Source organism: Pseudomonas sp. FeS53a (genome assembly GCF_000931385.1).
Taxonomy (GTDB): Bacteria; Pseudomonadota; Gammaproteobacteria; order Pseudomonadales; family Pseudomonadaceae; genus Metapseudomonas; species Metapseudomonas otitidis.
In genome coordinates this window covers 118,799-140,745 of the sequence record NZ_JYFT01000060.1, presented here as the reverse complement: position 1 = coordinate 140,745, position 21,947 = coordinate 118,799, and the positions used below count along the sequence as shown (strand labels likewise).

Here is a 21,947-nt window from a genome sequence, read left to right as displayed (position 1 = left end):
TCTCGGTCAGCCGTTCAGCGCCTTGGCGATGCCGTTGGCCACGGCGATCTCCATGCGGCGCCAGTGTTCGTCCTCCAGCCACTTGGCGGTGCCCAGGTTGTCAGCCGTGGGCGCCGCGCCAGGCAGCCAGCGCTCGACCAGGGCCATCAGTTGGCCCAGGCCGTCCTCGGTCAGGCGCTCGGCGTGGGCGAGGGCTTTTTTACGGTCACTTCAACGTCGGGCGCGTACTCTTCCAGCAGCGCGCCGGCCAGCTTCATGGTGGTCAGCGGGTTGACCAGCTGCGGATCCAGGGTGAAGGTAAATTCCTTCTCGCTGACCACTTCAGCCCCGGCCACCTCGCAGAGATGGTCAATCTGAACCCCTTGGCGGACGGGTGTGGACGTTTTGTGGACAGTGAAACGAAATGCGAGAAGCGTGTGGACGTCGCCGCAGTGGCGCTAGCCTAGGCCCCTTGCGGGCTCCAGGCGTTTCTTAAGGGGCGATCACTCGCCCTCATCAAACTTGTTGTTGATCAGCTCGATCAGGGCGTTGAGGGCTTCGTCGCCCTGGTCCCCATCGGTGTGCAGGTGGATGGGCGTACCTTTGCCGGCGGCCAGCATCATCACGGCCATGATGCTCTTGCCGTCCACCAGGCTTTCCGGGGAACGTCCGACGCGGACCTGACACGGGAAGCGGCCTGCCACGCCGACGAACTTCGCCGCAGCGCGGGCGTGCAGGCCGAGCTTGTTGCAGATGGTGACTTCACAGGCAGGCATCGCGTGGGTCCTTTCAGGTGAGGTCGCGGTGGCGAACCTGGACGTTCTTGAGAAGCGGTTTGAGGGCGCGCCCGATGCGCTCGGCGAGGTACACGGAGCGGTGGTGACCGCCGGTGCAGCCGATGGCGATGGTGACATAGGCGCGGTTGCTGGCAGCGAACCGGGGCAGCCATTTGTTCAGATAGCCGACGATGTCCTGGTACATCTCCTCGACATCGGGCTGGGCGGCCAGGTAGTCGGCCACGATGCTGTCGAGCCCGGAAAAGTCGCGCAGGTCGGGCTTCCAGTAGGGATTGGGCAGGCAGCGCACGTCGAATACCAGGTCGGCGTCCACCGGCATGCCGCGCTTGAAGCCGAAGGACTCCACCAGGAAGGCGGTGCCGGGTTCGGGCTTGTTGAGCAGGCGCAGCTTGATGGTGTCGCGCAGCTGGTAGAGGTTCAGGTGCGTGGTGTCGATCTTGAGGTCGGCGAGGTCGGCAATCGACGCGAGCAATTTGCTCTCGTCGTGGATGGCCTCGGCCAGGGATCGGTTCTCGGTGGTCAGCGGGTGGCGCCGGCGGGTCTCGGAGAAGCGCTTGAGCAGCGTCTCCTCATCAGCGTCCAGATACAGCAGATCGCAGAGGATGTGCTTGGCGCGGGCCTCGGCGAGCAGTTCCGGGAAGCGCTGGAGCTGGCTCGGCAGGTTGCGGGCGTCGATGGACACCGCAACCTGGGGGTGAAGCAGTTCGGTGTGCAGCAGGGCGCGCTCGGCGAGCTCGGGAAGAAGCCCGGCAGGGAGGTTGTCGATGCAGTAGAAGCCGTTGTCTTCGAGTACGTCGAGTGCCGTGCTCTTGCCGGATCCGGAGCGACCACTGACGATGACCAGGCGCATGCCGGTGCCTACTGTGCGTTCTGCACGTCGACGACCACTTGGTACAGGTTCTCGCTGTCCTGCGCGTGACGCAGGCGATCCCGTACGTCGCTGCGGTCGAGCATGCTGGCGATCTGGCGCAGCAGCTCCAGGTGCTCATCGGTCGCCGCCTCGGGGACCAGCAGCACGAACAGCAGGTCCACGGGGGCGCCGTCGATGGCGTCGAAATCAACGGCCGCATCCAGGCGCAGCACGGCACTCACCGGCGCAGCGCAGCCCTGAAGGCGACAGTGGGGAATGGCGATGCCGTTGCCGAAGCCGGTCGAGCCAAGCTTTTCGCGGGCAACGAGGCTTTCGAAGATGTCTTGCGAGTCGAGATCCACCAGGTCGCGTGCGACGAGGTTGGCGATCTGTTCCAGCACGCGTTTCTTGCTGCCGCCCGGCACGTTCACGAGTGAACGGCCGGGGGTCAGGATTTGCTCAAGTCGGATCATAGGGAAGGGAGAGGTCAGCGGACGGTCGCGCCCTGCTGGCGGTTGAGCTGCTTTTCCTTGTGCTTGATCAGTTGGCGGTCGAGTTTGTCGGTCAGCAGGTCGATGGCGGCGTACATGTCTTCATGCTCGGCGTTGGCAACGACCTCGCCGCCTGCAATGTGCAGGGTGGCTTCAATCTTCTGCTTCAGCTTCTCGACCTGCATGATCACTTGCACGTTGGTTATCTTGTCGAAGTGGCGCTCCAGACGTTCGAATTTTTCGATCACGTAGTCGCGCAGGGCGTCGGTCACATCCAGTTGATGTCCACTGATGTTGACTTGCATACCGCTTTCTCCTTATTGCCCGTGTGTAAGAGACAGGCTAACGGGCCTGCCACCGGAACACTTTGGCGTGGATCAATCCGCTCACATCAGTCGCTTGCGTTCGCTGGAAGGTGCGATGCCAAGCGATTCCCTGTACTTGGCGACTGTGCGGCGGGCCACTTGGATACCCTGTGCTTCCAGTAAACCAGCGATCTTGCTGTCGCTCAACGGCTTTTTGGCATTTTCGGCGGCCACCAGTTTCTTGATGATCGCGCGGATCGCGGTGGACGAGCATTCGCCACCTTCGGAGGTGCTGACGTGGCTGGAGAAGAAGTATTTCAGCTCGTAAATGCCACGTGGCGTGTGCATGAATTTCTGGGTGGTGACGCGAGAAATCGTGGACTCGTGCATCCCGACCGCCTCGGCGATGTCGTGCAGGACCAGCGGCTTCATGGCTTCGTCGCCGTATTCGAGGAAGCCTCGCTGATGCTCCACGATCTGGGTAGCCACCTTCATGAGGGTTTCGTTGCGGCTTTGCAGGCTCTTGATGAACCAGCGTGCCTCTTGCAACTGGTTGCGCATGAAGGTGTTGTCCGCGCTGGAGTCGGCACGGCGCACGAAACCTGCGTAGTGCGGGTTGACGCGCAGGCGGGGCACGGCCTCCTGGTTCAACTCGACCAGCCAACGGTCGTTGTGCTTGCGAACGATGACGTCGGGCACGACGTATTCCGGTTCGCTGGCTTCGATCTGCGAGCCCGGGCGGGGATTGAGCGCCTGGATCAGTTCGATGACCTGGCGCAGCTCGTCTTCCTTGAGCTTCATGCGGCGCATGAGCTGGCTGTAATCGCGGCTACCGAGCAGGTCGAGGTAGTCGCCCGTGAGGCGCTGGGCTTCACCCAGCCAGGGGGTATTGGTAGGCAGTTGGCGTAGTTGCAGCAGCAGGCATTCGCGCAGGTCGCGTGCGCCGACGCCGGCGGGTTCGAACTGCTGGACCCGATTGAGCACGACCTTGACCTCATCCACCTCGATACCCAGTTCGGGGTCGAAGGATTCGGTGATCTCCTCGAGGGTTTCTTCGAGGTAGCCGTCGTTGTTGATGCAATCGATGATGGTGACGCCGATCAGGCGGTCGGTGTCCGACATCGGTGCGAGGTTCAGTTGCCACAGCAGGTGGCTTTGCAGGCTCTCCCCGGCGGAGGTGCGGGAGGTGAAGTCCCATTCGTCATCATCGGAGCTGGGCAGGCTGCTGGCGCTGGTCTGGTACACGTCTTCCCAGGCGGTATCGACGGGAAGTTCACTGGGTATGCGTTCGTGCCACTCGCCCTCGTCGATGCCCTCGCTGTCGCTGGTGGGCACGGTGGTTTCCTGGAAGCTTGCTTCCTGGCTACCGGAGTTGGGCTGCTGCTCGCTCTCCGCCATGGGGTCGGAGTTGTCGAAATCCTCCCCTTCCTCCTGGCGTTCGAGCATGGGGTTGGACTCCAGCGCTTCCTGGATCTCCTGCTGCAGGTCCAGGGTGGAGAGTTGGAGTAGGCGGATGGCCTGTTGCAGCTGCGGGGTCATCGTCAGCTGCTGGCCCATCTTCAGGACAAGCGATGGTTTCATGGCAGGGGGCTTTGCACCTTATTCGCCGGCGCGTGTGCGCCATCCACTACAGGACGCCGAGGCGCCACCAGGAAGCAAATTATATGCCTGACCTTGAATGATTTTTCCAGCAGGCGCAACGCCCTTGTGCGGCGCTGCGTGGCTCAGAGGCGGAATTCGTGCCCCAGGTAGACTTCCTTGACCAGCTGGTTGGCCAGGATTTCCTCGGCGGTACCTTCTGCAATCAGCTGGCCGTCGTTGACGATGTAGGCCGTCTCGCAGATATCCAGCGTCTCGCGAACGTTGTGATCGGTGATGAGTACGCCGATGCCCTTGTTCTTGAGGTGGTGGATGATCTGCTTGATATCGCCCACGGAGATGGGGTCGACGCCGGCGAAGGGTTCGTCCAGCAGGATGAACTTCGGCGCGGTGGCCAGTGCGCGGGCGATCTCGACGCGGCGACGTTCACCGCCGGAGAGGCTCATGCCGAGGCTGTCGCGGATGTGGCTGATGTGGAATTCCTGCAACAGGCTTTCCAGCTCACGATGGCGCCCGGCGCGATCCAGGTCCTTGCGGGTTTCCAGGATCGCCATGATGTTGTCCGCCACGCTCAGCTTGCGGAAGATCGAGGCTTCCTGCGGCAGGTAGCCTATACCGGCGCGCGCCCGGCCATGCATGGGCTGGTGGGTGACATCCTGCTGGTCGATCAGGACACGGCCCTGATCAGCCTTGACCAGGCCCACGATCATGTAGAAGCAGGTGGTCTTGCCTGCGCCGTTGGGGCCGAGCAGGCCGACGATCTGGCCGCTCTCGATGGACAGGCTGACGTCACGGACCACCTGGCGGCTCTTGTAGCTCTTGGCCAGGTGCTGGGCTTTGAGGATCGCCATTACTGTGCTTGTCCCGCTTGCTTCTTGGGCTGGATGACCATGTCGATGCGCGGACGCGGCGTGCCGACGTTGGTGCCGGTGGCACGACCTGCGTTGACGATCTGGCGGCGGGTGTCGTAGACGATCTTCTCGCCTTCGAAGGTATTGCCTTCCTGGATCACCTTCGCCTGGTCGATCAGCACGATGCGCTCGTTGGAAGCGAAGTACTGGATGGTGCGCCCGTAGGCCTTGACGATCTGCTTGTCCGGAGCCGGCTTCTGCTCGTAGTACGCCGGCTTGCCCACCGAGGTGAACACATCCAGCTCGCCCTGGGCGTTCTGGGTGATGGTTACGGTGTCGCCGGTGATCTTCAGGGTGCCTTGGGTAATGACCACGTCACCGCGATAGACTGCTACGCCCTGCTTGTCATCGAGCTCGGCGCTGTCCGCCTGGACGCGGATGGGCTGGTCGCGGTCGCTGGGCAGTGCCCAGGCGCTGGCACTTCCGAGTGCGGCACCCAGGCTGAGCAGTAGGGGGAGGGTTTTAACGAACCTCATGCTGGCCTCTTACGTTGGACAGCAGGAGCATCCTGCCGTCATTCAAGTACGCTTTCATTCCTTGTGCCGTGGTGACCCCGTTGGCGGCGTCGATTTTAACGGCTTGCTCGGTCTGCGCATATTCCTGATCCGGGAATACGGTCAGCCGGCTGGTGGTCAGAATGGTCGGCCGTCCCTTGGGGTCGGTGCGGGCCACACGGACCTGTTCGATCAGTTCGACCTGCTTGCCCTCCGGGCCCACCTCTCCGCGTTCGCTCTGAACATGCCAAGGGTAGTCGGTGCCACGATAAAGCTGCAGGTCCGGCTTGGTCAGCATCGTCACATCGGTGGCCTTGATGTGCTCGAGCTTGTCCGCCGTCATTTCATAGTGGCGCTTGCCATCTTCCTGGAACTGCACGCTGGTGGCATTGATGACGTAGAAGTCGATGGCATTTTCGTCCCCGGCGGGCTGGGCCTGGCGGTCCATGAAGCTCTCGGGGCGGATGTTCCAGTAGCCCAGTGCGATCAGCAGAGCGGCAAGGGGCGCAAGGATCAGGGCGAGGCGAACGTTCTTGGGCATGGCTGGACCTACAGGTAGGCGGCTTGCGCGGTGTCCAGGGTGTCCTGGGCGCGCATGATCAGTTCGCAGAACTCGCGTGCTGCACCTTCTCCGCCCTTGGCCACGGTGACGCCATGGGCATGCTGGCGCACGAAGTCGTCGGCGCTGGCAACGGCCATGCCCAGGCCAACTCGGCGGATCACGGGCAGGTCGGGCAGGTCGTCGCCCAGGTAGGCGACCTGGCTGTAGTCCAGCCCCAGTTCGCCCAGCAGTTCATCGAGAACGACCAGTTTGTCCTCGCGGCCCTGGTACAGGTGCTGGATACCGAGGTTGCGTGCACGGCGCTCCACCACCGGGGTGCTGCGTCCGGAGATGATGGCCGTGCGTACGCCGGAGTTGATCAGCATCTTGATGCCGTGGCCGTCCAGGGTATTGAAGGTCTTGAATTCGCTGCCGTCTGCCAGGAAGTAGAGCTTGCCATCGGTGAGCACGCCATCCACGTCAAAGACTGCCAGACGGATCGCCTGGGCACGCTGGTGCAGGTGTTCGCTCATCAGATCACTCCGGCGCGGGTCAGGTCGTGGATGTGCAGGGCGCCGACGGGGGTGTCGTTGTCATCCATCACCACCAGCACGTTGATCTTGTGGTCTTCCATGATCTTCAAGGCTTCGGCCGCCAGCATTTCGCCGCGTGCGGTCTTGCCGTGTATGGTCATGACCTCGTCGATGCTCGCCTGGTGCACATCGACGCCCTTGTCGAGGGTCCGGCGCAGGTCGCCGTCGGTGAAGATGCCGGCAAGACGGCCGTCATTCTCCAGCACGATGGTCATGCCGAGCCCCTTGCGGGTCATTTCCAGCAGGGCGTCGCGCAGCGAGGTGCCACGGGCGACCCGGGGCAGCGCGTCGCCACTGTGCATGACGTTTTCCACTTTCAGCAGCAGGCGACGGCCAAGCGCACCGCCCGGGTGCGAGAAGGCGAAGTCTTCCGCAGAGAAGCCGCGTGCTTCCATCAGGGCAATGGCCAGGGCATCGCCCAGCACCAGTGCCGCCGTGGTGGAGGAGGTGGGTGCCAGGTTGAGCGAGCAGGCTTCTTTGTCCACGCGGGCATCAAGGCGTGCCTCGGCCGCTTTCGCCAGCGCCGATTCCGGGTTGCCGGTCATGCTGATGAGCGGGATGCCCAGGCGCTTGATCAGCGGCAACAGGGTGACGATCTCCGCCGTCGAGCCGGAATTGGAGAGGGCCAGTACCACGTCGTCGCGCGTGATCATGCCCATGTCGCCGTGGCTTGCTTCCGCCGGGTGGACGAAGAAGGAAGGCGTGCCAGTGCTGGCCAGGGTTGCGGCGATCTTGCGGCCGACGTGGCCGGATTTGCCCATGCCGACCACCACGACACGCCCCTTGCAGGCAAGGGCGAGTTCGCAGGCTTTGATGAAATCGCCGTCGATTCGCTGGAGAAGGGCGTCAATGGCGTCGCGTTCCAGTTGGATAGTGCGTTGCGCGGATTGGATCAGATCGCTGGACTGGCTCATGTCTTGAGTGCAGTGGCCGAGGAAAAGGCGCGGATTATACCGGTAAAGCTTGAATCGCTCACGTTCGATCGTCGTCAATGATGCGTCGAACCTGTCACGCTCCTGAATGAAGCTGTCTGCGGCCTTGGGTGGCAAAGGGCGCAATGCTATGATCCGCCGCCTGTTCGGCCACCTCGCCGGGCCGTGTCCCGTCTGCGGGATACGACGTCCATTCAGGGATGGCCGCATCGCAAGGAGTACAGATGAGCGCCGATAACGCTTATGCCGTGGAGCTGAAGGGCCTGACCTTCAAGCGCGGCGAGCGCAGCATTTTTCGCGACGTTGACATACGCATACCCCGTGGCAAGGTCACCGGGATCATGGGGCCGTCCGGCTGTGGCAAAACCACGCTCCTTCGCCTGATCGCTGCTCAACTGAAACCGGCGTCGGGAGAAGTCTGGGTCAATGGTCAGAACCTGCCCTCGCTTTCCCGTTCCGAACTCTTCGACATGCGCAAGCAGTTCGGCGTGTTGTTCCAGAGCGGCGCGTTGTTCACCGATCTGGATGTGTTCGAGAACGTGGCCTTCCCGCTGCGCGTCCATACCCAGCTCCCCGAGGAGATGATCCGCGACATCGTGCTGATGAAGCTCCAAGCCGTCGGGTTGCGTGGCGCCATCGACCTGATGCCCGATGAACTCTCCGGCGGTATGAAGCGGCGCGTGGCGCTGGCACGGGCCATCGCCCTGGATCCGCAGATCCTGATGTATGACGAACCCTTCGTGGGCCAGGACCCGATCGCCATGGGCGTTCTGGTACGCCTGATCCGCCTGTTGAATGACGCGCTCGGCATCACCAGCATCGTCGTCTCCCATGACCTGGCGGAGACCGCGAGCATCGCCGACTACATCTATGTAGTGGGGGATGCGCAGGTGCTTGGCCAGGGCTCTCCGGCCGAGCTGATGGACTCGGACAATCCGCGGATCCGCCAATTCATGAAGGGCATCCCCGACGGGCCGGTGCCGTTCCACTTCCCGGCGCCCGATTACCGTAACGACTTGCTGGGAGAGCATTGATGCGCAAGAAGTCCCCGCTCGAGCGCATCCGCCTGCTCGGGCGCGCCGGCCTTGACGTGGTCGAGGCGCTCGGCCGTTCCACCCTGTTCCTGTTGCGCGCCCTGTTCGGCCGCACCGGGACCGGTTCCGGCTTCCAGCTGCTGGTCAAGCAGCTTTATTTCGTTGGCGTGCTGTCGCTGCCGATCATCGTCGTCTCCGGCATCTTCATCGGCATGGTGCTGGCATTGCAGGGCTACAACATCCTCGTCGGCTACGGGTCCGAGCAGGCTGTCGGGCAGATGGTCGCACTGACCCTGCTACGCGAGCTCGGCCCGGTTGTCACGGCGCTGCTGTTCGCAGGGCGTGCCGGCTCCGCGCTGACCGCCGAGATTGGCAACATGAAATCCACCGAGCAGCTCTCCAGCCTGGAGATGATCGGTGTCGACCCGCTCAAGTACATCATTGCGCCTCGCCTGTGGGCCGGCTTCATCTCGATGCCGGTGCTCGCGCTGATCTTCAATGTGGTCGGCATCTGGGGCGGTGCGATGGTGGCCATTGACTGGCTCGGCGTCTATGACGGCTCGTTCTGGTCGAACATGCAGAACAGTGTCGAATTCACAGAAGATGTACTCAATGGCGTGCTGAAAAGCCTGGCCTTCGCCTTCGTCGCCACCTGGATCGCCGTGTTCCAGGGCTACGACTGCGAGCCCACTTCCGAAGGGATCAGCCGCGCAACGACTAAAACCGTGGTCTATGCCTCGTTGGCCGTGCTGGGGCTCGACTTCATCCTGACCGCCCTGATGTTTGGAGATTTCTGATGCAAATCCGCACCCTGGAAATTGGTGTCGGCCTGTTCCTCCTGGCCGGGTTGCTTGCCCTGCTGCTGCTGGCGCTGCGTGTCAGCGGGCTGTCCGTCGGCAGTGCCGGCGAGACGTACAAGGTTTATGCACATTTCGACAATATCGCCGGTCTCACTGTCAGAGCGAAGGTGACCATGGCCGGCGTGACCATCGGCCGGGTCACGGCCATCGACCTTGATCGCGACAGCTACACCGGTCGCGTCACCATGGAGCTGGAGAAGAAGGTGGACAACCTGCCGACCGACTCCACCGCGTCCATCCTGACTGCCGGCCTGCTGGGCGAGAAGTACATCGGGATCAGCGTCGGCGGCGACGACCAGTTGCTGAAGGACGGCAGCACCATCCGCGATACCCAGTCCGCGCTGGTGCTGGAGGACCTGATCGGCAAGTTCCTGCTCAATACGGTCAACAAGGACACCAAGTGAGGACCTTCGAAATGATCAAAGCCCTGCGAAACGGCCTGTTGCTGCTGCTGGCGGCGTTGCCCCTGCTGGCCAATGCGGCACCGAGTGCCCGCGATGTGGTGCAGCAGACCACCGACAAGCTGCTTAGCGATCTCAAGGCCAACAAGGCCCAGTACCGCAGCAACCCAAGTGCCTTCTACGATGCGCTGAACGGCATCCTGGGTCCGGTTGTGGATGCTGACGGCATTTCCCGCAGCATCATGACCGTCAAGTACTCGCGCCAGGCTACCCCGGAGCAGATGACCCGCTTCCAGGAGAACTTCAAGCGCAGCCTGATCCAGTTCTACGGCAATGCACTGCTGGAGTACGACAACCAGGACATCCGCGTCCTGCCCGCCAAGCAGGAAGACCCCGAGCGCACCAGCGTCGGTATGGAAGTGAAGGACAGCAAGGGCACCGTCTACCCCGTCTCCTACACCATGGTGAACATCGACGGTCAATGGATGCTGCGCAACGTGATCATCAACGGCATCAACATCGGCAAGCTGTTCCGCGATCAGTTCGCCGACGCCATGCAGAAGAACGGCAACGACCTCAACAAGACCATCGACGGCTGGGCCGAGATCGTGGCGAAGGCCAAGCAGTCCGAGGAAGGCCAGAAGGCTGCCGGTCATGAGTGAGGCGTCTCTGGTTGCGGGTAGCGGCGGGGAGCTCAAGCTCCTCGGCGTCCTCGACTACAGCAGCGGCCCCGCCTTGCGTGAAACCGGTGCCAGGCTGATCCGCGAGCAGGCCGCCGCTGCCCTGGTGGTTGACTGTTCCGGCGTGGAGAAGTCCAGCAGCGTCGGGCTTTCCCTGTTGCTGGCCTTCATGCGTGATGCCCGCAAGGCCGGCAAGACTCTCAGCATCCGCGCGTTGCCTGAGGACATGCGGCAGATTGCCGGTGTATCCGGGCTCGACGCGTTGCTGCCCCTCGAGCACTGATGCCCGAAAGCCCTCCGTCAGGCCCCGCATGCGCGGGGTTCGCAGGCGGGGGGCTTTTTTGTATCATTGCCGACCCGCGCGCACAGGGCGCCGATAGAGGTTGAGCATGCAGGCCGTAGAAGTGAAAAGCCTCCTGGAGGCGAAGTTGCCCGGTACCCAGGTCGAAGTGGAAGGCGAAGGTTGCAACTTCCAGCTGAACCTGATCAGCGACGAACTGGCCGCCCTCAGCCCGGTCAAGCGCCAGCAGCAGGTCTATTCGCACCTGAATCCCTGGATCGCCGACGGCAGCATCCACGCTGTCACCATGAAATTCTTCAGCCGCGCCGGCTGGGCCGAGCGTTCCTGACCCCCCGGCGACGAGACTCCTAATGGACAAACTGATTATCACCGGCGGCCAACGCCTCGATGGCGAAATCCGCGTTTCCGGCGCCAAGAACTCGGCCCTGCCGATCCTGGCTGCCACGCTGCTGGCCGATACCCCGGTCACCGTCTGCAACCTGCCGCACCTGCACGACATCACCACCATGATCGAGCTGTTCGGCCGCATGGGCGTGCAGCCGGTCATCGATGAGAAACTCAGCGTCGAAGTGGACGCCAGCACCATCAAGACCCTGGTCGCGCCCTATGAGCTGGTGAAGACCATGCGTGCCTCGATCCTGGTGCTCGGCCCCATGGTCGCGCGTTTCGGCCTGGCCGAAGTGGCACTGCCCGGTGGCTGCGCCATCGGCTCGCGCCCGGTCGACCTTCACATCCGCGGTCTCGAAGCCATGGGCGCGCTTATCGACGTCGACGGCGGCTACATCAAGGCCCGTGCTCCGGCCGGTGGCCTGCGTGGTGCGCACTTCTTCTTCGATACCGTCAGCGTGACCGGTACCGAGAACATCATGATGGCCGCCACCCTGGCCAACGGCCGTACCGTGCTGGAAAACGCCGCCCGCGAACCGGAGGTGGTCGACCTGGCCAACTGCCTGATCGCCATGGGTGCGCAGATCCAGGGCGCCGGCACCGACACCATCATCATCGACGGCGTGAAGCGCCTCGGTGGTGCGCGCTACAGCGTGATGCCCGACCGTATCGAGACCGGCACCTATCTGGTCGCCGCGGCCTCCACCGGCGGTCGCGTCAAGCTGAAGGACACCGATCCGACCATCCTCGAGTCCGTGCTGCTCAAGCTGGAAGAAGCAGGTGCCCACATCAGCACCGGTAACAACTGGATCGAGCTGGACATGAAGGGCAACCGCCCGAAAGCCGTCAACGTGCGCACCGCGCCGTACCCGGCATTCCCCACCGACATGCAGGCCCAGTTCATCTCTATGAACGCCGTTGCCGAAGGCACCGGTGCGGTCATCGAGACGGTGTTCGAGAACCGCTTCATGCACGTCTACGAGATGAACCGCATGGGCGCCCAGATCCTGGTCGAGGGCAACACCGCCATCGTCACCGGCGTGCCGAAGCTCAAGGGCGCCCCGGTGATGGCCACCGACCTGCGTGCATCCGCCAGCCTGGTGATCGCCGGCCTGGTCGCCGAGGGCGACACGCTGATCGACCGCATCTACCACATCGACCGTGGCTACGAATGCATCGAGGAAAAACTCCAGCTGCTCGGCGCCAAGATCCGCCGCGTGCCGGGCTAACAAGGGAACCCCATGCTCACCATCGCGCTGTCCAAGGGCCGCATTCTCGATGACACCCTGCCGCTGCTGGCAGAGGCCGGCATCGTGCCCACCGAGAATCCGGACAAGAGCCGCAAGCTCATCATCCCGACCACCCAGGATGACGTTCGCCTGCTGATCGTCCGCGCCACCGACGTGCCGACCTATGTCGAACACGGCGCTGCCGACCTCGGCGTGGCGGGCAAGGACGTGCTGATGGAGTACGGCGGGCAGGGGCTCTATGAGCCCCTCGACCTGAAGATCGCCAACTGCAAGCTGATGACCGCCGGTGCGGTCGGCGCGCCGGAGCCCAAGGGGCGCCTGCGCGTGGCCACCAAGTTCGTCAACGTCGCCAAGCGCTACTACGCCGAACAGGGTCGCCAGGTCGACGTGATCAAGCTCTACGGCTCCATGGAGCTGGCCCCGCTGGTCGGTCTTGCCGACAAGATCATCGACGTGGTGGACACCGGCAACACCCTGCGCGCCAATGGCCTGGAACCCCAGGAACTCATCGCCACCGTCAGCTCCCGCCTGGTGGTCAACAAGGCCTCGATGAAGATGCAGCACGCACGCATCCAGGCCCTCATCGACACGCTGCGCGAAGCGGTCGAGAAGCGACACCGTCACTGATACCCGTTGCCCTCCAGGCCCGTTTCCCGCTCGGGAGCCGGCCTGGCGTGCAGCTCCGGCCCTATCCGTGTCATAGCGAATTTTCTCGGGTGCCCGCACGGTGGGCTTGGTAGTCTAGCGGCGCCCGAGTTAACGCCATTCTTACAAGAGGCTCGCTATGACTGCTCCCATTGCTATCCGTCGTCTCAATGCCGCTGATCCGGACTTCGGTCGACACCTGGATCATCTGCTGAGCTGGGAAAGCGTTTCCGACGAGGCGGTCAACCAGCGCGTCCTCGACATCATCCAGGCCGTGCGCGAGCGTGGCGATGCCGCCGTGGTCGAGTTCACCCAGCGCTTCGATGGCGTGCAGGCCACCACCATGGCGGAGCTGATCCTCCCTCGCGAGCGCCTGGAGCTGGCCCTGACCCGCATCACCGCCGAACAGCGCCAGGCGCTGGAGAAGGCCGCCGAGCGGGTGCGCCTGTACCACGAGAAGCAGAAGCAGGACTCCTGGACCTACACCGAGGCCGACGGCACCGTGCTGGGCCAGCAGGTCACCCCGCTGGACCGTGCCGGCCTGTACGTACCGGGCGGCAAGGCGTCCTACCCGTCTTCCGTGCTGATGAACGCCATCCCGGCCAAGGTCGCCGGCGTGGCCGAAGTGGTGATGGTGGTGCCGACCCCCCGTGGCGAGATCAACGAGATCGTCCTCGCCGCCGCCTGCGTGGCCGGCGTCGACCGCGTCTTCACCATTGGTGGCGCCCAGGCCGTGGCCGCGCTGGCCTACGGCACCGAGAGCGTGCCGCGTGTGGACAAGATCGTCGGCCCCGGCAACATCTACGTGGCCACTGCCAAGCGCCACGTCTTTGGCCAGGTAGGCATCGACATGATCGCCGGCCCCTCGGAGATCCTGGTGGTCTGCGACGGTGACACCGACCCGGACTGGATCGCCATGGACCTGTTCTCCCAGGCCGAGCACGACGAGGATGCCCAGGCCATCTTGGTCAGCCCCGATGCCGCGTTCCTCGACAAGGTGGCTGCCAGCATCGACAAGCTGCTGCCGACCATGGAGCGTGCCGAGATCATCCGCACCTCCCTCAGCAACCGCGGGGCGCTGATCCAGGTCGCCGACCAGGCCCAGGCCTGCGTGGTGGCCAACCGCATCGCCCCGGAACACCTGGAGCTGTCGGTCGCCGAGCCCGAGGCCTGGCTGCCGCACATCCGCCACGCGGGCGCCATCTTCATGGGTCGCTACACCGCCGAGGCACTGGGCGACTACTGCGCCGGCCCGAACCACGTGCTGCCGACGTCCGGCACCGCGCGTTTCTCCTCGCCGCTGGGCGTGTATGACTTCCAGAAACGTTCGTCGATCATCTACTGCTCCGCTGATGGCGCGTCCGAGCTGGGCAAGACCGCTTCCGTACTGGCCCGTGGCGAGTCGCTGACCGCCCACGCCCGCAGTGCCGAATACCGGATCAAGGGGGAATAAGCATGAGCAAGTTCTGGAGTCCCTTCGTCAAGGAACTGGTGCCCTACGTACCGGGTGAACAGCCGAAGATCGCCAACCTGGTGAAGCTGAACACCAACGAGAATCCCTACGGCCCTTCGCCGATGGCCATCGCCGCGATGCAGGCGGAGCTGGGCGATAGCCTGCGCCTCTACCCGGACCCGAACAGCGACCGCCTCAAGCAGTCCGTCGCCGACCACTACGGTGTGACCACGGCCCAGGTGTTCGTCGGCAACGGCTCGGACGAGGTGCTCGCGCACATCTTCCACGGCCTGTTCCAGCACGGTCGCCCGCTGCTGTTCCCCGACGTGACCTACAGCTTCTACCCGGTCTACTGTGGCCTCTATGGCATTCCCTTCGAGGCGGTGCCGCTGGACGAGCAGTTCCAGATCCGTGTGGAGGACTACGCACGTCCCAACGGCGGCATCATCTTCCCCAACCCGAACGCGCCCACCGGCTGCCTGCTGACCCTGGACGCCGTGGAGGCCCTGCTGAACGGCAGCCCGGACTCGGTGGTGGTGGTCGACGAGGCCTACATCGACTTCGGTGGAGAGAGCGCCATCGCCCTGGTCGACCGCTACCCGAACCTGCTGGTGACCCAGACCCTGTCCAAGTCCCGCTCCCTGGCCGGCCTGCGTGTGGGCCTGGCGGTGGGGCACCCGGACCTGATCGAGGCCCTGGAGCGGATCAAGAACAGCTTCAACTCCTACCCGCTGGATCGCATGGCGATTGCCGGTGCGGCGGCGGCCTTCGATGACCGCGCCTGGTTCGATGAAACCCGCCAGCGCGTCATCCACAGCCGCGAGCAACTGGTGGCGGCGCTCGAGGCCCGTGGCTTCGAGGTACTGCCGTCAGCAGCGAACTTCGTCTTCGCCCGTCACCCGGGCAAGGATGCCGCGGGCATCGCGGCGGGGCTGCGGGAAAAGGGCGTGATCGTGCGCCATTTCAAGCAGGCACGCATCGCTCAGTTCCTGCGCATCACCATCGGCACGCCGGAGCAGAACCAGGCGCTGCTGGATGCCCTGGACGCAAGCTGATCGCGAAGCGGTAACGAAAAAGCCGAGGCATGACCTCGGCTTTTTCATGGGCGGACTCTGGCGGCCTCAGTCGTTCTCCGCCGGTGCCACCTGCTGGGGCGGGCGCAGGCCCACCTCCGCCACCAGTTCCAGCAACTTGCCGTTGCGCATCACCTGGATGCTGACCTTCTCGCCGGGCTTGGTGCGGGCCACCTGGTTCATCGAGCGGCGGCCATCGCCTGCCGGCTCACCGTCGATGGCGAGGATGATGTCCCCCGGCAGCAGGTTGGCGCGCTGGGCAGGACTGTCTCGGTAGATGCCGGCAACCACGATGCCGGGGCGGCCGGTGAGGCCGAAGGACTCCGCCAGCTCCGGTGTCAGCGGCTGCACCTCGATGCCCAGCCAGCCGCGGATCACCTGGCCGTGCTCGATGATGGCCTTCATCACCTCCAGGGCCAGCTTGGTGGGGATGGCGAAACCGATGCCCTGGGAGCCGCCGGTGCGGGAGAAGATCGCGGTGTTGATACCCACCAGGTTGCCGGCGGCATCCACCAGCGCGCCCCCCGAGTTGCCCGGGTTGATGGCGGCATCGGTCTGGATGAAGTCCTCGTAGGTGTTCAGGCCCAGCTGGTTGCGGCCCGTGGCGCTGATGATGCCCATGGTCACCGTCTGGCCGACCCCGAACGGGTTGCCGATGGCCAGGGCGACGTCGCCGATGCGGATGGCGTCGGAACGCCCGAGGGTGATGGCCGGCAGGTTGTCGAGGTCGATCTTGAGAACCGCCAGGTCCGTTTCCGGGTCGCTGCCCACCAGGCGAGCCAGGGTTTCGCGGCCATCCTTGAGGGCGACGACGATCTGCTCGGCACCGGCGGTGACGTGGTTGTTGGTCAGCAGGTAGCCCTCGGGGCTCATGATCACCGCCGAGCCCAGGCTGGACTCCATGCGGCGCTGGCGAGGCAGGTTGTCACCGAAGAAGCGGCGGAACTGCGGGTCGTCGAATAGCGGGTGCGCCGGCTTGCTCACCACTTTGGTGGTGTAGAGGTTGACCACGGCGGGCGACGCGCTGTTCACCGCCTCGGCGTAGGACTCGGGGCCGGGGCGCGAGACGCTGTAGCGGGGTGCTTCCTGAAGGTGGACTTCCTGGCGGGGCAGGCCCACCAGCTCGGGGTACTGCTGGATGATCAACAGGGCGACCAGTACGCCGACAAGCAGGGGCCAGCCGAAGAAACGCAGGGCCTTGGACATCGAGGGGAATCCTGAGGGTTGCGAGGGGGGAGAGGCCCCCTTAAGGTGGCGGCCATTATACGGGGCGGCGACGAAGAAAATAGCCGCGCGAAACAGCTTGTGAGGAGAGGCGGATGGCCATCGCACTGACCACCCTGGTGGAAGAAGCGGATCGTTACCTGGGCGCGTCGCGCATCAGCGACTATTGCCCCAACGGGCTGCAGGTGGAGGGGCGCCCCCAGGTACGGCGCATCGTCAGCGGCGTCACGGCCAGCCAGGCCCTGCTGGATGCGGCGGTGGAGGCCGATGCGGACGTGGTGCTGGTGCACCACGGCTATTTCTGGAAGGGCGAGAGCCCCTGTGTCACCGGCATCAAGCAGCGCCGATTGAAGACACTGCTCACCCACGACATCAGCCTGCTGGCCTATCACCTGCCGCTCGATGTCCACCCCGAGGTGGGCAACAACGTGCAGCTGGCACGGCAGCTCGACATCACCGTGGAGGGCCCTCTCGACCCGAACGATGCCAAGGTGGTCGGCCTGGTCGGCTCGTTGTCCGAGCCGATGGCGGCGCTGGACTTCGCCCGGCGCGTGCGCGACGTGCTCGGCCGCGAACCGCTGCTGGTGGAGGGATCGCGGTCGATCCAGCGCATCGGCTGGTGCACCGGCGGCGGCCAGGGCTACATCGACACGGCCATCGCGGCAGGCGTTGATCTCTACCTCACCGGCGAAGCATCCGAGCAGACCTTCCACAGCGCGCGGGAAAACGATGTCGGTTTCATCGCGGCCGGCCACCACGCCACCGAGCGCTACGGCGTGCAGGCGCTGGGCGAATACCTGGCTCGGCGCTTCGCCATCGAGCATCTGTTCATCGACTGTCCCAACCCGGTTTGAGGCGCTTTCGACGCCCATTTCCGCGGCTATATAACTAGATCGTTTCGTTCTAACAGGGCGCCTCAATATAAGGAGGCGCTGTGCTAGAGTGCGCGCTCGTCCACGGCCCGAAGGCCGTCGTATAAGACCGAAATCCGTGAGTAGCCATGCTCGATAAACTGACGCACCTGAAACAGCTGGAGGCGGAAAGTATCCACATCATTCGTGAGGTGGCCGCCGAATTCGACAACCCGGTGATGCTCTACTCCATCGGCAAGGACTCTGCCGTGATGCTCCACCTGGCACGTAAGGCCTTCTTCCCGGGCAAGCTGCCGTTCCCGGTGATGCATGTGGACACCCAGTGGAAGTTCCAGGAGATGTACCGGTTCCGCGACAAGATGGTCAGCGAACTGGGGCTCGAGCTGATTACCCACGTGAACCCCGAGGGCAAGGCCCAGGGCATCAACCCCTTCACCCACGGCAGTGCCAAGCACACCGACATCATGAAGACCGAGGGCCTCAAGCAGGCGCTCGACAAGTACGGCTTCGATGCCGCCTTCGGTGGCGCCCGCCGTGACGAGGAGAAATCCCGCGCCAAGGAGCGTGTGTATTCCTTCCGCGACAGCAAGCACCGCTGGGACCCGAAGAACCAGCGCCCCGAGCTGTGGAACGTCTACAACGGCAAGGTGAAGAAGGGCGAGTCGATCCGCGTGTTCCCGCTGTCCAACTGGACCGAACTGGACATCTGGCAATACATCTACCTCGAGCAGATCCCGATCGTCCCGCTGTACTTCGCCGCCGAGCGCGAAGTGATCGAGATGAACGGCGCGCTGATCATGATCGACGATGAGCGCATCCTCGAGCACCTGACGCCCGAGCAGAAGGCCAGCATCCAGAAGAAGATGGTGCGTTTCCGCACCCTGGGCTGCTACCCGCTCACCGGTGCGGTGGAGTCCACCGCCCAGTCGCTGCCGGAAATCATCCAGGAAATGCTCCTGACACGTACCTCCGAACGCCAGGGCCGTGTCATCGACCATGACCAGGCCGGTTCGATGGAAGAGAAGAAACGTCAGGGCTACTTCTAAGGATTCCGCACCATGAGCCACCAATCCGATCTGATCAGCCAGGACATCCTCGCCTACCTGGCCCAGCACGAGCGCAAGGAACTGCTGCGCTTCCTCACCTGCGGCAACGTCGACGACGGCAAGAGCACCCTGATCGGGCGCCTGCTGCATGACTCCAAGATGATCTACGAGGACCACCTCGAAGCCATCACCCGTGACTCCAAGAAGGTCGGCACCACCGGTGACGACGTCGACCTCGCCCTGCTGGTGGATGGCCTCCAGGCCGAGCGCGAGCAGGGCATCACCATCGACGTGGCCTACCGCTACTTCAGCACCGCCAAGCGCAAGTTCATCATCGCCGACACCCCCGGCCACGAGCAGTACACCCGCAACATGGCCACCGGGGCCTCCACCTGCGACCTGGCGATCATCCTGGTGGATGCCCGCTACGGCGTGCAGACCCAGACCCGCCGCCACAGCTACATCGCGTCCCTGCTGGGCATCCGCCACATCGTCGTGGCGATCAACAAGATGGACCTCAAGGACTTCGACCAGGGTGTGTTCGAGTCGATCAAGGCGGACTACCTGCAGTTCGCCGAGCGCATCGGCCTCAAGCCCAGCTCCCTGCACTTCGTGCCGATGTCGGCGCTGAAGGGCGACAACGTGGTCAACCGCAGCGAGCGTTCGCCCTGGTACACCGGCCAGCCGCTGATGGAGATCCTCGAGAGCGTCGAGATCAGTGGCGACCGCAACCTCGATGACATGCGCTTCCCCGTGCAGTACGTGAACCGCCCCAACCTGAACTTCCGTGGCTTCTCCGGCACCCTCGCCAGTGGTGTGGTGCACAAGGGCGACGAAGTGGTGGCGTTGCCGTCGGGCAAGGGCAGCCGTGTCAAGTCCATCGTCACCTTCGAAGGCGAGCTGGAGCAGGCCGGCCCGGGCCAGGCGATCACCCTGACCCTGGAAGACGAGATCGACGTGTCCCGTGGCGACATGCTGGTGCATGCCGACAATCGCCCGCTGGTCAGCGATGCGTTCGACGCGATGCTGGTGTGGATGTCCGAGGAGCCGATGCTCCCGGGCAAGAAGTACGACATCAAGCGCGCCACCAGCTACGTGCCGGGCTCCATCCCCAGCATCACTCACAAGGTGGACGTGAACACCCTGGAGCAGGCTGCTGCCAGCAGCCTGCAACTGAACGAGATCGCCCGGGTCAAGGTCAGCCTCGATGCCCCCATCGCCCTCGATGGCTACGAGCAGAACCGCACCACCGGTGCCTTCATCGTCATCGACCGCCTTACCAACGGCACCGTCGGCGCCGGCATGATCATCGCCGAGCCTCAGTCCGGCGCGGGCCATCGTGATCCCCTTGGTCACGTCAGCAGCGAGGAGCGCGCCGCGCGCTTCGGCCAGCAGCCGGCCACCGTGCTGTTCACCGGCCTTTCCGGCGCGGGCAAGAGCACCCTGGCCTATGCCGTGGAGCGCAAGCTGTTCGATGCGGGACGTGCCGTCTACGTGCTGGACGGCCAGAATCTGCGCCACGACCTGAACAAGGGGTTGCCGCAGGATCGTGCGGGCCGCACCGAGAACTGGCGTCGCGCCGCCCATGTGGCGCGCCAGTTCAACGAAGCCGGCCTGCTCACCCTGGCCGCCTTCGTCGCGCCGGATGCCGAAGGCCGCGAGCAGGCCAAGTCGCTCATCGGTCCCGAGCGGCTGATCACCGTCTACGTGCAGGCCTCGCCGCAGGCATGCCGTGAACGTGATCCCCAGGGGCTCTACGCGGCCGGCCAGGACAACATCCCGGGCGAGTCCTTCCCCTACGACATCCCGCTGAATGCCGACCTGGTGGTCGACACCCAGAGCCTGTCGGTGGAGGAGGGGGCCAAGGCAGTCGTCGACCTGCTGCGCAGCCGCGGTTTGATCTAAGCACCGCTCCACGAAAATGCCCCGCTCAGGCGGGGCATTTTCTTTGGAGCGGGCGTTGAGCTTTGCCCCATGAAGAAGGCCCCGCATGTGCGGGGCCTTCTGTTTGCAGCGCGTTGGATCAGTACTTGCCCTTGAGGCCGAAGCTCTCGTCCAGCGTACCGGGTGAGTCCGGGGCTTTCGGGGCGTAGTCCTTGGGCGCCTCGTTGCTGCGCGGCGGTGTCAGGCGCTCGCGGGTGCCGGGGGCGTCGTCGGCGTGCAGGGCAGCCAGCAAGCGCTGGCGAGTCAGCTCGTCGAGGGCAAGGCGGTTGGCGCCTTCGGACAGGTGTTCCTGGACCTCCTGATAGCTCTGGGTGAGTTTCTTGACCAGGCTGGCGGTGGTGTTGAAGTGGGTGACCACTTCGCTCTGGTAGGTGTCGAAGCGGGCCTGCAGGTCGTCCAGCTGGCGCTGGGTGCGATTGGGGGAGGTGCCCGGCAGCACGCGGGCCACCAGGAAACCGATGCCGATGCCGGCGAGCAGGGCGAGGGCCGGTAACAACCAGGCCGTGAGCGACTGTTCCACGAGTCCTTCCTCTATAAGCGGCTTTGCTTTACGTTAACGGCTCGAATCTGCGCTGTATACCGCGACGCAAGCCCTATGTGGTGCCTAACCAAGACGAGTCGACCCGGCCTGGGGTCACGGAGTTCCCGTTGTCCAATCGTGAAAATCCCATCCTGCTCCAGGGGCCTTGCGGGTCGCTGGAGGCACTTCACCTCGACCTGCCCGACGCCCGTGGGCTGGCGCTGATCTGCCACCCGAACCCCGTGCAGGGCGGGACCATGCTCAACAAGGTGGTCTCCACCCTCCAGCGCACCGCGCGTGATGCAGGCTACGCCACGTTGCGCTTCAACTACCGGGGCGTAGGCGCCAGCGCCGGCAGCCACGACATGAGCACCGGCGAGGTGGACGATGCCGAGGCGGCCGCCCGCTGGTTCATCGAGCAGCATCCCGGCCAGCCGTTGACGCTGCTGGGCTTCTCCTTCGGCGGTTTCGTGGCGGCGAGCCTGGCAGGGCGGCTGGAACGCGAGGGTGTCGAAGTACCCCGATTGGTGATGGTGGCCCCGGCGGTGATGCGCCTTGCCGATCCGGCCGAGCTGCCCGAGCGCGCAGCGCTGACGGTGATCCAGCCCGAGGCCGACGAGGTGGTTCCACCACAGGCGGTGTATGACTGGTGCGCGAGCCTGACACGCCCCCATGAGTTGCTGAAAGTGGCAGAATGCGGCCACTTCTTCCACGGCAAGCTGACCGATCTGAAGGACCTGGTCCTGCCGCGTCTCTGATTCCGAA

The 21,947-nt window shown here is 64.2% G+C and carries 27 protein-coding genes and 1 pseudogene; 14 read left to right on the top strand and 14 right to left on the bottom strand.

Features of this window, described 5'->3' with window-relative positions; all coding sequences use genetic code 11:
* Window positions 1-6: 6 nt before the first annotated feature.
* The 12 genes and pseudogenes from SZ55_RS28465 to SZ55_RS18650 form a co-directional block, all read right to left on the bottom strand.
* On the bottom strand, window positions 7-147 hold the full coding sequence (locus SZ55_RS28465; RefSeq protein ID WP_044409718.1) for a DUF6890 family protein: 141 nt from the start codon (window positions 145-147) through the stop codon (window positions 7-9).
* Window positions 148-170: 23 nt separating this feature from the next.
* Window positions 171-281: pseudogene (locus tag SZ55_RS28335) on the bottom strand (putative phage tail assembly chaperone); the annotation flags it as partial.
* A 201-nt stretch (window positions 282-482) separates the two neighbouring features.
* The gene (locus tag SZ55_RS18695) at window positions 483-755 is read right to left on the bottom strand and encodes an HPr family phosphocarrier protein (protein ID WP_044409716.1); all 273 of its coding nucleotides are present in this window, start codon (window positions 753-755) and stop codon (window positions 483-485) included.
* Window positions 756-768: 13 nt separating this feature from the next.
* Window positions 769-1,626 (bottom strand): RNase adapter RapZ, encoded by an 858-nt coding sequence (gene rapZ, locus SZ55_RS18690; protein WP_044409712.1) that lies wholly within the window; start codon window positions 1,624-1,626, stop codon window positions 769-771.
* Window positions 1,627-1,634: 8 nt separating this feature from the next.
* On the bottom strand, window positions 1,635-2,099 hold the full coding sequence (gene ptsN / locus SZ55_RS18685) for a PTS IIA-like nitrogen regulatory protein PtsN (protein ID WP_044409709.1): 465 nt from the start codon (window positions 2,097-2,099) through the stop codon (window positions 1,635-1,637).
* Window positions 2,100-2,113: 14 nt separating this feature from the next.
* Complete coding sequence (gene hpf / locus SZ55_RS18680) at window positions 2,114-2,422, bottom strand: ribosome hibernation-promoting factor, HPF/YfiA family (RefSeq protein WP_044409703.1); 309 nt, start codon at window positions 2,420-2,422, stop codon at window positions 2,114-2,116.
* Window positions 2,423-2,503: 81 nt separating this feature from the next.
* Window positions 2,504-4,003, bottom strand: coding sequence for an RNA polymerase factor sigma-54 (locus SZ55_RS18675; protein ID WP_044409700.1), 1,500 nt, complete (start codon window positions 4,001-4,003; stop codon window positions 2,504-2,506).
* Between the two features lie 143 nt (window positions 4,004-4,146).
* On the bottom strand, window positions 4,147-4,872 hold the full coding sequence (gene lptB / locus SZ55_RS18670) for an LPS export ABC transporter ATP-binding protein (protein WP_044409697.1): 726 nt from the start codon (window positions 4,870-4,872) through the stop codon (window positions 4,147-4,149).
* Window positions 4,872-5,408 (bottom strand): lipopolysaccharide transport periplasmic protein LptA, encoded by a 537-nt coding sequence (gene lptA / locus SZ55_RS18665; RefSeq protein WP_044409694.1) that lies wholly within the window; start codon window positions 5,406-5,408, stop codon window positions 4,872-4,874. The genes lptB and lptA overlap by 1 nt, the downstream gene beginning before the upstream one ends.
* Window positions 5,395-5,967 (bottom strand): LPS export ABC transporter periplasmic protein LptC, encoded by a 573-nt coding sequence (gene lptC, locus SZ55_RS18660; protein ID WP_044409691.1) that lies wholly within the window; start codon window positions 5,965-5,967, stop codon window positions 5,395-5,397. The genes lptA and lptC overlap by 14 nt, the downstream gene beginning before the upstream one ends.
* Before the next feature lie 8 nt (window positions 5,968-5,975).
* Window positions 5,976-6,500 (bottom strand): KdsC family phosphatase, encoded by a 525-nt coding sequence (locus SZ55_RS18655; RefSeq protein WP_044409688.1) that lies wholly within the window; start codon window positions 6,498-6,500, stop codon window positions 5,976-5,978.
* Window positions 6,500-7,474 (bottom strand): KpsF/GutQ family sugar-phosphate isomerase, encoded by a 975-nt coding sequence (locus SZ55_RS18650; RefSeq protein WP_044409685.1) that lies wholly within the window; start codon window positions 7,472-7,474, stop codon window positions 6,500-6,502. Before SZ55_RS18650 ends, SZ55_RS18655 begins: the two co-directional genes overlap by 1 nt.
* Before the next feature lie 242 nt (window positions 7,475-7,716).
* Between SZ55_RS18650 and SZ55_RS18645 the strand changes: the two genes are divergently transcribed.
* The 10 genes from SZ55_RS18645 (at window position 7,717) to hisC (ending at window position 15,558) form a co-directional block, all read left to right on the top strand.
* The gene (locus SZ55_RS18645) at window positions 7,717-8,526 is read left to right on the top strand and encodes an ATP-binding cassette domain-containing protein (RefSeq protein ID WP_044409682.1); all 810 of its coding nucleotides are present in this window, start codon (window positions 7,717-7,719) and stop codon (window positions 8,524-8,526) included.
* Entirely contained in the window at window positions 8,526-9,323 is a 798-nt protein-coding gene (mlaE, locus tag SZ55_RS18640) for a lipid asymmetry maintenance ABC transporter permease subunit MlaE (RefSeq protein ID WP_044409679.1), read from the top strand. Before SZ55_RS18645 ends, mlaE begins: the two co-directional genes overlap by 1 nt.
* Window positions 9,323-9,790: an outer membrane lipid asymmetry maintenance protein MlaD gene (mlaD, locus tag SZ55_RS18635; protein ID WP_044409676.1), complete on the top strand. Its 468-nt coding sequence runs from the start codon at window positions 9,323-9,325 to the stop codon at window positions 9,788-9,790. The genes mlaE and mlaD overlap by 1 nt, the downstream gene beginning before the upstream one ends.
* Window positions 9,791-9,801: 11 nt before the next feature.
* A complete protein-coding gene (locus SZ55_RS18630) occupies window positions 9,802-10,449 on the top strand; it encodes an MlaC/ttg2D family ABC transporter substrate-binding protein (RefSeq protein WP_044409674.1) in 648 nt (215 codons plus the stop codon).
* Window positions 10,442-10,750, top strand: a complete 309-nt coding sequence (locus tag SZ55_RS18625; protein ID WP_044409671.1) for an STAS domain-containing protein — start codon at window positions 10,442-10,444, stop codon at window positions 10,748-10,750. The genes SZ55_RS18630 and SZ55_RS18625 overlap by 8 nt, the downstream gene beginning before the upstream one ends.
* A 106-nt stretch (window positions 10,751-10,856) precedes the next feature.
* Window positions 10,857-11,096 carry a BolA family protein gene (locus SZ55_RS18620; RefSeq protein ID WP_044409669.1) on the top strand — a complete coding sequence of 80 codons (240 nt, stop codon included), beginning with the start codon at window positions 10,857-10,859 and terminating at the stop codon, window positions 11,094-11,096.
* 22 nt (window positions 11,097-11,118) lie between these two features.
* Window positions 11,119-12,384, top strand: coding sequence for a UDP-N-acetylglucosamine 1-carboxyvinyltransferase (murA, locus tag SZ55_RS18615; protein ID WP_044409666.1), 1,266 nt, complete (start codon window positions 11,119-11,121; stop codon window positions 12,382-12,384).
* Between the two features lie 12 nt (window positions 12,385-12,396).
* Window positions 12,397-13,032, top strand: coding sequence for an ATP phosphoribosyltransferase (gene hisG / locus SZ55_RS18610; protein ID WP_044409663.1), 636 nt, complete (start codon window positions 12,397-12,399; stop codon window positions 13,030-13,032).
* A 157-nt stretch (window positions 13,033-13,189) separates the two neighbouring features.
* Window positions 13,190-14,503, top strand: a complete 1,314-nt coding sequence (hisD, locus tag SZ55_RS18605) for a histidinol dehydrogenase (RefSeq protein ID WP_044409660.1) — start codon at window positions 13,190-13,192, stop codon at window positions 14,501-14,503.
* 2 nt (window positions 14,504-14,505) lie between these two features.
* Window positions 14,506-15,558: a histidinol-phosphate transaminase gene (gene hisC / locus SZ55_RS18600; protein WP_044409657.1), complete on the top strand. Its 1,053-nt coding sequence runs from the start codon at window positions 14,506-14,508 to the stop codon at window positions 15,556-15,558.
* A gap of 66 nt (window positions 15,559-15,624) precedes the next feature.
* On the opposite strand, the gene algW is transcribed toward hisC, so the two are convergent.
* Complete coding sequence (algW, locus tag SZ55_RS18595; RefSeq protein ID WP_044409654.1) at window positions 15,625-16,782, bottom strand: Do family serine endopeptidase AlgW; 1,158 nt, start codon at window positions 16,780-16,782, stop codon at window positions 15,625-15,627.
* A 113-nt stretch (window positions 16,783-16,895) separates the two neighbouring features.
* Between algW and SZ55_RS18590 the strand changes: the two genes are divergently transcribed.
* The 3 genes from SZ55_RS18590 to cysN all read left to right on the top strand — a co-directional run bounded on the left by SZ55_RS18590 (window position 16,896) and on the right by cysN (window position 20,623).
* Window positions 16,896-17,654, top strand: coding sequence for a Nif3-like dinuclear metal center hexameric protein (locus SZ55_RS18590; protein ID WP_044409652.1), 759 nt, complete (start codon window positions 16,896-16,898; stop codon window positions 17,652-17,654).
* A 146-nt stretch (window positions 17,655-17,800) separates the two neighbouring features.
* Window positions 17,801-18,718 (top strand): sulfate adenylyltransferase subunit CysD, encoded by a 918-nt coding sequence (gene cysD / locus SZ55_RS18585; protein ID WP_044409649.1) that lies wholly within the window; start codon window positions 17,801-17,803, stop codon window positions 18,716-18,718.
* A gap of 12 nt (window positions 18,719-18,730) precedes the next feature.
* Window positions 18,731-20,623, top strand: a complete 1,893-nt coding sequence (cysN, locus tag SZ55_RS18580) for a sulfate adenylyltransferase subunit CysN (RefSeq protein WP_044409646.1) — start codon at window positions 18,731-18,733, stop codon at window positions 20,621-20,623.
* 118 nt (window positions 20,624-20,741) lie between these two features.
* On the opposite strand, the gene SZ55_RS18575 is transcribed toward cysN, so the two are convergent.
* Window positions 20,742-21,182 carry a YhcB family protein gene (locus SZ55_RS18575; protein WP_044409644.1) on the bottom strand — a complete coding sequence of 147 codons (441 nt, stop codon included), beginning with the start codon at window positions 21,180-21,182 and terminating at the stop codon, window positions 20,742-20,744.
* A gap of 128 nt (window positions 21,183-21,310) precedes the next feature.
* Between SZ55_RS18575 and SZ55_RS18570 the strand changes: the two genes are divergently transcribed.
* A complete protein-coding gene (locus tag SZ55_RS18570; protein WP_044409641.1) occupies window positions 21,311-21,940 on the top strand; it encodes an alpha/beta hydrolase in 630 nt (209 codons plus the stop codon).
* Window positions 21,941-21,947 lie beyond the last annotated feature (7 nt).